This window comes from Psychromonas sp. KJ10-2, assembly GCF_047323255.1.
Lineage (GTDB): Bacteria > Pseudomonadota > Gammaproteobacteria > Enterobacterales > Psychromonadaceae > Psychromonas.
Genome location: NZ_CP178827.1, coordinates 599,239 through 610,840 on the forward strand (window position 1 = coordinate 599,239; position 11,602 = coordinate 610,840).

At 37.2% G+C, this 11,602-nt stretch carries 10 protein-coding genes and 2 pseudogenes; 6 read left to right on the forward strand and 6 right to left on the reverse strand.

Annotated elements, in window-relative coordinates:
• The first annotated feature begins 10 nt into the window (after positions 1 to 10).
• Positions 11 to 1,051 carry a 2-alkyl-3-oxoalkanoate reductase gene (oleD, locus tag ACLKL2_RS02915; protein WP_413694237.1) on the forward strand — a complete coding sequence of 347 codons (1,041 nt, stop codon included), beginning with the start codon at positions 11 to 13 and terminating at the stop codon, positions 1,049 to 1,051.
• Between the two features lie 199 nt (positions 1,052 to 1,250).
• Here the strand turns inward: oleD and ACLKL2_RS02920 are convergent.
• Positions 1,251 to 1,774: pseudogene (locus ACLKL2_RS02920) on the reverse strand (YgjP-like metallopeptidase domain-containing protein).
• Positions 1,775 to 1,917: 143 nt separating this feature from the next.
• Between ACLKL2_RS02920 and ACLKL2_RS02925 the strand changes: the two are divergent.
• On the forward strand, positions 1,918 to 2,802 hold the full coding sequence (locus ACLKL2_RS02925) for an aspartoacylase (RefSeq protein ID WP_413693304.1): 885 nt from the start codon (positions 1,918 to 1,920) through the stop codon (positions 2,800 to 2,802).
• A gap of 219 nt (positions 2,803 to 3,021) precedes the next feature.
• On the opposite strand, the gene ACLKL2_RS02930 is transcribed toward ACLKL2_RS02925, so the two are convergent.
• The 4 genes from ACLKL2_RS02930 to ACLKL2_RS02945 all read right to left on the reverse strand — a co-directional run bounded on the left by ACLKL2_RS02930 (position 3,022) and on the right by ACLKL2_RS02945 (position 5,688).
• Positions 3,022 to 3,420, reverse strand: coding sequence for a GFA family protein (locus ACLKL2_RS02930; RefSeq protein ID WP_413693305.1), 399 nt, complete (start codon positions 3,418 to 3,420; stop codon positions 3,022 to 3,024).
• Positions 3,421 to 3,543: 123 nt separating this feature from the next.
• A complete protein-coding gene (locus ACLKL2_RS02935) occupies positions 3,544 to 4,092 on the reverse strand; it encodes a hypothetical protein (protein ID WP_413693306.1) in 549 nt (182 codons plus the stop codon).
• Between the two features lie 304 nt (positions 4,093 to 4,396).
• Entirely contained in the window at positions 4,397 to 5,245 is an 849-nt protein-coding gene (locus ACLKL2_RS02940; protein WP_413693307.1) for a hypothetical protein, read from the reverse strand.
• Between the two features lie 203 nt (positions 5,246 to 5,448).
• A complete protein-coding gene (locus ACLKL2_RS02945; RefSeq protein WP_413694238.1) occupies positions 5,449 to 5,688 on the reverse strand; it encodes a transposase in 240 nt (79 codons plus the stop codon).
• A 562-nt stretch (positions 5,689 to 6,250) separates the two neighbouring features.
• Here ACLKL2_RS02945 and ACLKL2_RS02950 point away from each other — a divergent pair.
• Both ACLKL2_RS02950 and ACLKL2_RS02955 read left to right on the forward strand, forming a co-directional pair.
• Positions 6,251 to 7,195 (forward strand): LysR family transcriptional regulator, encoded by a 945-nt coding sequence (locus ACLKL2_RS02950; RefSeq protein ID WP_413693308.1) that lies wholly within the window; start codon positions 6,251 to 6,253, stop codon positions 7,193 to 7,195.
• A 69-nt stretch (positions 7,196 to 7,264) separates the two neighbouring features.
• On the forward strand, positions 7,265 to 8,260 hold the full coding sequence (locus ACLKL2_RS02955) for an isopenicillin N synthase family dioxygenase (protein ID WP_413693309.1): 996 nt from the start codon (positions 7,265 to 7,267) through the stop codon (positions 8,258 to 8,260).
• Positions 8,261 to 8,467: 207 nt separating this feature from the next.
• Here the strand turns inward: ACLKL2_RS02955 and ACLKL2_RS02960 are convergent.
• Positions 8,468 to 8,856, reverse strand: a pseudogene (locus ACLKL2_RS02960) (hypothetical protein); the annotation flags it as partial.
• A gap of 625 nt (positions 8,857 to 9,481) precedes the next feature.
• On the opposite strand from ACLKL2_RS02960, the gene sbmA reads away from it, so the two are divergent.
• Both sbmA and ACLKL2_RS02970 read left to right on the forward strand, forming a co-directional pair.
• Complete coding sequence (sbmA, locus tag ACLKL2_RS02965; RefSeq protein WP_413693310.1) at positions 9,482 to 10,714, forward strand: peptide antibiotic transporter SbmA; 1,233 nt, start codon at positions 9,482 to 9,484, stop codon at positions 10,712 to 10,714.
• A 246-nt stretch (positions 10,715 to 10,960) separates the two neighbouring features.
• Positions 10,961 to 11,602 (forward strand): DUF1007 family protein, encoded by a 642-nt coding sequence (locus ACLKL2_RS02970; protein WP_413693311.1) that lies wholly within the window; start codon positions 10,961 to 10,963, stop codon positions 11,600 to 11,602.

Consider the following 11,602-nt stretch of genomic DNA (forward strand, 5'->3'; position numbering starts at 1 on the left):
TGAACTTTTAATAGAACAACAAGCTGTGCTAACGCGTTTAACGACACAGGTAAACTGTGTGTTTGTGACTGGTGCAGGTGGGTTCTTAGGTACTGCTTTATGTCGCTTTTTACGGGCGGTCGATATTAAAGTGGTTGGCTTTGCCCGTGGTAACTACCCTCACCTCAAAGAGTTAGGTGTCACCTTGATCAAAGGTGACCTTCAAGATAAACAAGCTGTCATCGATGCCATGCAAGGTTGCGATATGGTATTTCATGTGGCCTCTAAAGCCGGTGTTTGGGGAGATAAAGAGAGTTACTTCAAGCCCAACGTAGTCGGCACTGAAAACATCATTGCAGCTTGTCATCAGCACAAGATTAACAAGTTTATTTACACCAGCACACCCAGTGTGACTTTTGCAGGTGAAGATGAAGACTATATCGATGAATCTCAGCCCTACGCCAAACAATTCTTAAACTTTTATGGGCTATCAAAAGCCGTTGCAGAGCAAAAAGTTTTAGAGGCTAACAGTGAAACACTTAAAACCGTCGCTTTACGTCCTCACCTTATTTGGGGTCCAGGCGATCCACATCTTGTACCGCGTGTAATCGAGCGAGCAAAAGTCGGTAAACTAAAGCTGGTAGGTAAAAAAGATAAGCTAGTGGACACCACTTATATCGACAATGCCGTGTATGCTCACCTGATGGCGGCCGTCACACTCAGTGAAGACAACTCTGCGTGTGCTGGGAAAGCCTACTTTATCAGTAATGATCAACCTATCCTAATGGCTGATATGCTCAATAACATCTTAGCTGTAGCTGGCTTAAATAAAGTCACCGCGCGTGTACCAAGTGGTCTGGCATACTTTGTGGGCACCCTATTAGAGTGGTGGTATTTAAAAACAGGCAAACAAGATGAGCCAATCATGACCCGCTTTGTCGCAAAGCAGTTATCCACCAGCCATTACTTTAACTTGAATGCTGCTAAACAAGACTTTAATTACCAAGCCCTAGTCTCAATGGAACAAGGCATGAAGCAGTTACAAAATGATTTAAGAAACACTGAGGAATGAGATGAGAGATTGAGGTATGAGATGCGGGATACGAGATAAGAGATACGAGAAATCTAACCCTTAACATCTAGTACCTTGACCTAGCCCCTAGCATCTAGAATCTAGAATCTTGCCCCTAGCATCTAGAACCTAGCATCTAGTCCCTAGCACCTCGAATCTAGCATCTTGCTCCTTGTCCCTTGCCCCTCAAACCTCAAATCTAATAAATCCCACCTTTAAATTCCAACTGCGTTAAATACAAACGCATCTCAAACTCTAACTGATGATAGTCAGGCAGCATATGCTCACACAGTTGGTAAAAAGCCTTATCGTGATTTTTTCACGTATATGCGCCAACTCATGCACGACAATCATCTCCAAAAACGGCTCTGGTGCCACCTTAAACATTTCACTAATGCGGATTTCGTTTTTACTCTTTAACTTACTGCCCTGCACTCTCGACACAAAGGTATGCAACCCAAGTGCATTGTTCACCACATGAATCTTCTTATCGTAAGTAATTTTGCTCAATGGGGAAGACTTACGTAAATAGCGGTTTTTAATACCCATTACATAATCACGTAACAACTTATCGTTATTAATCGAATGTTGTGCAGGATACTTTTTAACTAAAAAGTCACCTAACTTATTCTGATCCAATAAGGTTTGAATTTGCGTCTGTACTTGTGGTGAATAAGCAGACAGGTACTTAAGTTGGTTACTGCTGTGTTGCGATTTGGACATAGTAAATTCTTGAATAAAAATGGGTAAGGATTATAACCCAGATGCTTTAAATGATGAGAAATTGTTTATCGCGTTACACAAAAACCATTAAATTAATGTTACATTATAACAATAATTATATTTAAGTTTGGAGAAAATACAAAATGGTCAAGATTAATAATGTACTTATTTTGGCGGGAACGCATGGTAATGAGTTATCAGGTATTTATATCGATAAATTAATCAGAGATAACCTTTATAATGTGCAACGTTCATCATTTACTTCCTTTTCTAAACTTGTCAATTTAAGAGCCATTGAATGCGCTACTCGTTATCTTGAAACAGATTTAAATCGCGAATTTTCTAATGAAAAAAATCATGAAATAGCAAACTCCCATGAAAAACTCCTTTCACAAAATTTCATTGCTGAAAATGTACAACAAGGTGATCAGGGCAACAATCAACTGTTCATTGATTTACACAATACCACCAGCAATATGGGTGCTACACTAATTTTACTCTCCAACGATGCATTTTATAAAAAGATGGGTGCATACGTTAAACAACAAATGCCAGAAGCAAATATACTCTTCGAAGATGAAAAAACTTGGGAAGAGCAAGCCTACCTGTGTACGGCAGACAAATACGGCGTAATGATAGAAGTTGGCGCCCAAGCGCACGGCTCATTGCAGCACAACACATTAATACTAATGCAAAAGATGCTTAGCGCTGTATTAGATTATGTAGAACAATCTAATCTTAATACTTTAGGCTCTCTTAAAAATTATGATGCCTTTTATTTCACAGAGGAAGTTGCAATCCCAATCGATCAAGATGGATTACGCAGCGCAATGGTCCACCCAGGAATTTGCGGTAAAGACTTTGAAGTAGTCAAACATGGAGAACCGCTATTAATTACGCTACAAGGTGAAGAGATCAGTCGAGTCGACACACCGGAAACCTACCCGCACTTCATCAATGAAAGCGCTTATTGTAAAAAGCATATTGCCATGGCGTTAGCGGATAAACGCTTGGTGGTGGTTGAATAGCATTATTGCCTAGACCTAATCTAAGATTGGGTCTTCATTATTTGCTGATACGTCCATTCGAGAAGTACAGTGATAATATGGCATATCTGATAAGGATACCTGAGATTGGCGAGACAGAGTCATAATAACGACCTCTTAGCATGTAAAAGGCCATAACTAAAAGATAGGAGACGAATAATGACTCGTTAGTTTTATGGTAGTTCGCGATCTGTACGTTTTTTAGCTAAACACCGGTTCGTCTTCATGTAGTTTTAACCATACAGCTTTATTCGGAGTATAAACTTGTATTTGTGGAGCTAAAGCTTCTTCATAGTTATTAATTGCCCCGAGCGGAATGACAAAATTACCAGGAAAATGTTTGCCATTAACTAAATACGCAGCAGAACCACAAATAGAACAGAATGTTTTACTTGAGGTTTCATTTGCGTCATATTTAGATAAATGATCTTTACCTTTGGTTACTTCTAGCTGATCTTGAGACACAATAATCCATGAACTGTAATCTGAACCTTGTAATTTTCTACAATTTTGACAGTGACATTTTACAACAGTTTTAATCGGTAAAATAAACTGCCATTTTACCGCATTGCAATGACAGCTTCCTTTAATCGTGTTCATTGATAGCTCCGATGTTTTAAAAATATAACGCCCTAAAAGCTAGCGCGTAGGTTGTACTTTTTTTGCCATATTTTTCTTTTGTAAAAACGATGACAACCGTAATATGTTGAATTGATTAGCTAGTTAGATTTTTAATTTGATAACACTCCAGTATTGCTTACCTTTTGATGTGCTGCTCCAACCTAATTTACTCAATTCTTTAGCCATGTATTTGTTCATCAAGCCATGTCCAAAAACAGCAACTTTTCCATGCTGCGTTGCTAACTCCTGCAACTTTTCAGCTGAACATTTAGCTCGGATCTTCGCGGCTTTAAAAGATTCTACTTTCCCACTGAAACCTAGCAACCAAAGAATACGATTAATGATAAGCCAAGTATAAGCTTTAAATTCAAATGGTAATTTATGGCTTGGAATATCCATTTCTCGTAGTTCTTTTAATTTTAAATCAGGTTCTTTATTTACACATAGACATGCGGAATCAATCGAACGAAATAAATTACTTCCAACAATAAAATGCGAGCTCAGTGATCCACCAAGTTCTTTTGGTGGAAAGCTATCCTCTTCTATTTTAGATAAATTGTAGTTGCGAACCCAATTTTCAAAGCCTGTTGCTGACAATTTAGGATTAATTGCCCCAGTCGGTTTTCCATGCCTAATTAATATTATTTCCATTTAACTTCCAAATACTGACTATTGCTCACGACTGAATCTAACTTGACTGTAGAATTTCTCTATTTAAGTGACAATACAGCTAATTATTAAAAACGAACGGCTGGAAAAACAATAAGTTAAAAATTACAATTTTACATTATTTGTAATAAACGAGTTATTCTACAACCTCAAAGCCGCATTAAGCAGACAAAAATAGCTGGTTAAATTTTTGGCTGTCCACGATTTCTTTTTTTGTGAGCAGCTCTTGGCTATACTTGAGCGAAGCGAAAACGCCAAACTTTGCGAATCACTCTTAAATGCTTTGTTAGTTTGGAATAGTGAAGCGAAAACCAGTTTCTTTTACAACAAAAACAAAATTTCTTAACTCGTCATTCAACTCTAAACCAATGGTAATTTCGGACAATTTCCGGCTTTCAAGGGAGCAACTCAAAATCTGATCTAAATTGTCGATAATAGCCTCAAAATAACCATTAAACATGAACTTTAACTTAGAACTATTAACCGTAGCTTGAATGGGTGCACCACTAGAACTTACCCCCATTCCCGGAGCTATATACTCGGTACCATCTTCAACAATAATATTCGCATTTGCATTCTTTTTTCTTAACGTCTTGTAGTTAGTTTCGATTAACGGCCTCATGTCACCGTTGATCTTGAACTGAGACATATACTCAGGCCAGTTACGGTGCAAAACCTCAATGAGATCCAAATTGCACCACGAGCGATGACTAAATATACCAAGTATATGGGCAGTTGAATTGGTAAAATGAATAAATAGCAAATCACCTGTTCGAGCTACAAAACCGTCCGATTCAACATTGGTGCTTAAATGAAAATGCTGAATCCCCCAATGTGACAGCATGTCATCATCATAGTCCAATTTCTTCAACTTCCGGCTTTGATATTTTCTTAAGTCAATTCCTGCAACAATGTCAGCCTTAATCCGCTCATATGCTTCTTGAAAATGTTCTAGTACTTGAAATCCATGAGCTTCATTTAGAGCTCTTACTTTTTGAGGTATTATCCGGCATTTAAATCTCTGATATAAATAAATAGCATCAGACTTTTGAATATTGCAGTTTATAAATTCTCGATTCAATTGTTCATAGCAATAATCAATGTAATCGCTCAAAACGTCATTTTTTACTTCCATAGGTCCTCTTGCAAGCTAACGAGGCCGTAGAATTTCTCATTTTCAGCCTTATTATTTAATATAAAAATCACATTAAATCACATTTACTTGATATTCAAATAGATTGTTCAATTTTAAATAAATGATTGATTAATTTCAGTTCTAAATACGTATATGAGGTTAATTAGGCTGGATTATGACGGTTTAAGGGCTTAGCTCTTGGATTAATGTAAACTATTCCTTAACTTCTCTATATTATGAACAAGACAATACATTTGCCATTGTGCATTCACTTTCTCTTGCCCCCGCAGTGTGAATTTATTCATTCCTTTATTCACCGAAATATTACCGAAAACACGCTCAATGGCGCCAAGCCGTTTACTGTATTCTCGCCTGTCAGGATTGCTGTCTATTTTGACTCGCATTTTATCAGTATATGAGATGGGTTTTGCAGATACATTTATTTCAAACTGAACCTGCCGACCTTGTTTTTGTGGGTTTCTTTATCATGCATTGAGTTTACAACGGGCAAACATGGCAATCTTTTAAATACCCTGTGTAGCGTACATAATGTCGACCTGCTGTTTCGACATTTTTAACACTTAACCACATTTCTTTACCTGCAGGGCAATGACTCGTTTGTTTCTTTTCATCAAAGTGGAAGTCACTACTATTAAATAATTTAGACCGGCCTTTACTGCGTTTTAATCGTCGTTTTTATTGCTCTATTTGATACGTTTCACTTTGATTAAATAACGCGTACACGCGAACATCCATTAATTCTCGAAAGTAGGCGCAAACCAATGATTTTTCAAAATCATATATAAACCTATATGCAAAATGATTTTTCAAAAAACAATAAATTCATGGTGTTAATTAACTTATTTTTCTCCAACCTTCGCTATTTTTTATAAATATTTTGCATATACTTAATCGTTGTTATGTCTTATAACTAACGATTAGGCTTTGCCATAACCATAACGTTTATACACTGTACTTTGCAGCGATTAAATTTAAGGAAATCACTTGAAACCTCGAAGACGCTATCACGCCCCTGTCATTTATTATTTTGAAGCTGTATACCGATTAGGCTCTATTAGAGAGGCTGCTCGTTCACTCCATATTGCATCGTCTGCCGTGAGCAGGCAAATTCAAAAACTTGAAAGTGATTTAGGTGTTCAATTATTTGAACGCTTACCAAAAGGGTTAATATTAACCGCTGCAGGGGAAAGCTTTGCACAACATGTTCGTATTGTACTTCAGGACACAGAACGCGTGTTTTCTGAATTAGAAGCACTACAAGGATTGCAACGAGGACATATTGAAATTATTAGTGTTGAAGGGCCAACCGTTGACTTGTTACCTGAGTTAATACAGAGGTTTAAATTACGCTATCCCAATGTAAGTGTGGGGATTAGTGTCTCAGGTTCAAAGTCTATCCCTAATGAAATAATTGAAGGTCGTGCAGACATAGGGTTAGTATTTGATTTACAGCGGAATAAAGAACTACAACAGGTGCAAGTAAGTAATTTTAAGTTTGGTGCAGTGGTTGCGCCCGACCATCCATTGTCAGAAAAAAATGCTCTTAGTTATGAAGACTGTTTACCTTTTCCACTCATTCTCAGTAAATCTCAACTTTCTATACATCAGCAGTTATTGACCTTGAAAGAACGGGTTAGCACCAAAAGTTCTATTATTGAATCTAGCTCTGTTCAGTTATCTCGTAAGTTCGCTTTAAAAGGGATGGGTATTGCTTTTCAGACTAGAATTGGTATTGAGGAGGATATTCTTGAAGGACGTTTAAAACATATCCCTATAAACAACCCATCGACTATTTTTTCTGAACTTGGCTTATATGTTAGAGCTCAGCGCTCATTACCTGTTGCGGTTGACTTCTTAGTAAGGGAAATTAGCCATGCCATCGAACAACTAACACTTGAAGATTCCGCTGCCAATTTGGCATCAGGGTGACCTAAATATAGCGATATTCAGAGCACTTTCACCTTGCTATTGTATTTATACATTTGTGGAGGATATAAAATGATGGTCACTGAAAACAAGAAAACAGAAGCGTTAGCAACTTCTTTACCGATAATAGACATTACAGGTTATTCAACTGCTACGCCTGAATTAGAAAAAGAGTTATGCAGTAAAATTAGGGAAGCTTGTTCCGATAAAGGGTTTTTCTATATTGTTGGTCATGGTATTGATCAGTCTTTGATATCAGAATTATTAGCGCAAATGCAACTCTTTTTCGGCCTACCTAAAAATCAAAAACGGGCAATTGACAAATCATTATCTCCTAACGATCGTGGTTACGAAGCTATAAAAAATCAAACACTTGAAGAAGGAACACCCCCAGATCTAAAAGAAGGATTTTACCTAGGTGCTGAGTATGCTGATGACCATCCAATGGTGCAAGCAGGACGATTTGGTTATGGTAAAAATCAATGGCCGAGCAACTCCGAGTGTTTTCAAAAAGCATCAAATCAATATATTAATGAAATGACTGAATTAGCCACAAGTTTAATGTCCCTGTTGGCTTTATCTCTCAATTTACCAAAGAATTACTTTGCAGCCTTCAACCATGAACCCGCAGTTACACTTCGAATGTTACATTACCCTCCGCAACCAGAAAATCCTTTGCCAAATGAAAAAGGGTGTGGTGCTCATACTGATTTTGGAGGATTAACATTATTACTGCAAGATCATAACGGCGGCCTCCAAGTATGGGATCGAAAACAGGAATATTGGATAGATGCAAAACCTATTAAAGGAAGTTTTATTGTCAATTTAGGGGATATGATTTCACGCTGGACCAATGATAAGTATCAATCGACTTTACATCGAGTGATTAATAAAAGTGGTAAAGAAAGATATTCAATGCCTTTTTTCTTTACTGGTAATCCAGAGCATATTGTTTCTTGCATACCAACTTGTTTAGACCCTAATGAATCACCCAAATACCCTCCCATTAGTGTTGAACAGCATATGCGTAATATGTACAAAAAACCTATGTTTGATAATAAATATTAATAAATCAAAGAAGCAAAATGATATCAAATGGTTGGTTAATACTCATGGAGCTTAGGTTAGAGGAGTGATAGCTGAAACATTCACTCCTAATTTAATAGTCTATGTTAAAGACCTTATAATCAGTCGCTTCAAAACAGTACCAGCCTTCAGTCATAGAATTGCAGAAGCAGAAACGCGAATGGGTGGAAAACTTTTCACAATGAAGACACTCATTTTTGCTCGCACTGGATTCAAATCAACATAAGCCATGCAAGCTAATAGCGCATCTTCGTCTGATAATGCTTGAGATTTAAATCGACCTTCCCACTAATTTGTACGGAACAAATTAGAACAGCTTTAGCTACCCTGAAGGGTGAGCGTCATGGATGGCAGCGAATCCCCCCAGAGCACTCACCTTTTTTATTGGCTTTACGCGCAATGAATTCGTTTAAACAACGCATAAACCATGAAATATCTGCTAATACAGAGAAGCTAGGTAAATGAATTCCCGTGTATTTATCTTCTCCACATAGATAAGCTCGACGAACAAACCGAGAAATACAATGGTAATAAGGGGTATCAGATAACGATATCTGAGATTGACGTGACTGCGTCATAACAATGACCTCTTACCGTGTAAAACTACATCACTAACAAGTAGAAGAGTAATTATAATTCGGCAAAATTAATGGGTGTCCGCAATTTTCGGCTGCGTGTGGGATCACCAGTACAGGACCTTGTCGTAGTTCGAAAACCAAAGGGATCAATATAGCGATTAGTAATGAGTTTTTAGCCAGACAAGGTTTGATATCTTTAAAGGATTTGTGGATTAATATTCACTACTCATCATAAGATGAACCGCCCTGTGCGGAGCCGCATGCAGGGTGGTGTGGGGGTTGGAGGTTAGATACCTCTGGCTACCCGATTATGTTTGCTTAATTAACAGACTTAACACACTTATTTTTTACCCTTTAAGTTTCTAATTTCTAAAACTATATTCTCTCTCTTTTCACGAAAAGAACAAACTAAACCACTTGGTATTGACTGATCTATCTTGGCACTCAATACCATGCTCCCTCAGTTATTTATTTTCAAGTTACTTTATGAGGTATCTACAAATCTAGGGCAAACTAAGTCCTTACTTCTATCACCTTCTTTTACTTAATTTTTATTGAAAATATAATGATGAATTTGGGTATCAATGTACAATCAATGCAAAAATAATAAGGGGCTTACTCAACTATGTTTAAATCGTTCTTTCCTAATCCTAAGATATTCTTTTTATCGGTATTGATATTCGCGGCATTAACTTGTGGTATTTGGTATGGATACAATGAGCAAATGGCCACGTTACTCGGTCTTGATATTTCTCAGTCTGAACCTGTTATCGGCTTAAAGCATTTTGTCACTGACTCATTCTTACTGTTCTATGCTTACTACTTTGCTTGTACTGCACTGTTTGCTTTGGTGTGGTTTAAGATATCGCCACATAAATGGCAATGGTGGTCAATTATTGGTTCGTCGACTATCTTATTTTCCACGTACTTTTCAGTACAAGTCTCCGTTGCGATTAATAATTGGCGTCGCCCTTTCTTCGATTTAATTCAATCTTTACTAAAACCCATTGGTAGTGATGCCTCGACACAAGCGGTTGATGCGCAAGCGACTAGCACGGCAACTGGCCAGTTATTTGATCTATTAATTGTGTTTGGTCAGATTGCTTTCTTAGCTATTTTTATCTTCGTAGCAACACGCTTTCTTGTCAGTCACTACATTTTCCGCTGGCGTACCGCGATGAATGATTACTACACGTCACATTGGCAGAAGCTAAGACATGTAGAAGGTGCATCACAACGTATTCAAGAAGATACTATGCGTTTTGCGTCTATTATGGAAAACCTTGGTGTGGCCTTGGTAGATGCGATAATGACCCTGTTTGCTTTCTTACCTGTGTTATGGGCGCTGTCAGACTATGTTTCTGAATTACCAATTGTTGGTGAAATTGCACATCCTCTTTTCTATGCTGCTTTATTCTGGTCAATTTTTGGCACAGGATTATTGGCATTAATTGGTATCAAGTTACCAGGCTTAGAGTTTAATAATCAGAAAGTTGAAGCGGCCTTTCGTAAAGAATTAGTTTACGGCGAGGATAATGCTGATCGTGCTACCCCTATCGCCTTAAATGAGTTATTTGCTAATGTGCGTAAGAACTACTTCCGTTTATACTTCCATTACATGTACTTTAATGTAGCGCGTATGCTGTATTTACAAGCGGATAATATCTTTGTGTTTATCCTGTTAGTACCGACTATTGTTGTCGGCGCGATCACCTTCGGTATTTTGCAACAAATTCTAACGGCCTTTGGTCAAGTAAGCAGCTCCTTCCAATATTTAGTGAACTCTTGGACAACCATTGTTGAACTTTTATCTGTCCGTAAGCGTCTTACTGCATTTGAATCTACATTAGATAATTAATATTATTTAGCCACTATTTCACCTTTGTAATTTATACATAGCTGTGTAGGGGTGTTTTTTAATATTAAGTTAGAACCCTAATAAGACAATATATAGCTTAAATTTCCACTACTTTGCTAGGTTAATAGTGACTTAATGAACAACCGCATTAAAATTAGCATTTCAATCATCAATCATATTTGTTATGTTATAACATAACTTTTGTTGGTGATATAAATGCGTAATAGTTAATAAGAAAAATATACTATGAAAAATAATCTTAAACTCTTACCGCTTATTCTCATCGTTAGTTTACTTACTTCTGTAAGTACGCAAGCTCATCCCCACTCATGGATCGACATGAAAACAAAAATTGAAGGCAATGAAAGCCAAATCACTGGCTTCACTATGTCTTGGACTTTTGATTCAATTACCTCTGCTTACATGCTTGATGGAGAAGATTTATCAGCTGAAAATAAAGCGGCGACGTTAAATAAAATAAAAGATTCGGTAATGGAAAATATCAACGTAGAGCATTACTTTACCTACTTTTATGATGGTGAAACGCCGATCAAATATGCCTTTTCTAATAAAGGTACATTGACGCAAAAAGGTTCAAAATTGACATTGGATTTTTATGTTCCACTTTCTAAGCCTAAAGCGATTTCGGATCGACCTTTAAAACTCGCTATTTTTGAGCCAAGTTATTATGTAGATATGAGTTGGGATAGTAAAAACGATATTCAATTATCATCAGCATTAAGTAAACGTTGTTCTTTTGAACTCATTCCTCCCAACCCGTCACCAGAGCAAGTCTCTTATGCAATGTCGTTAGGCGTTGATGAAGATCCTGATGATGCGCTTGGTCAGCTGTTTACTCAAACGGTTATCATTAATTGCCTTAAATAA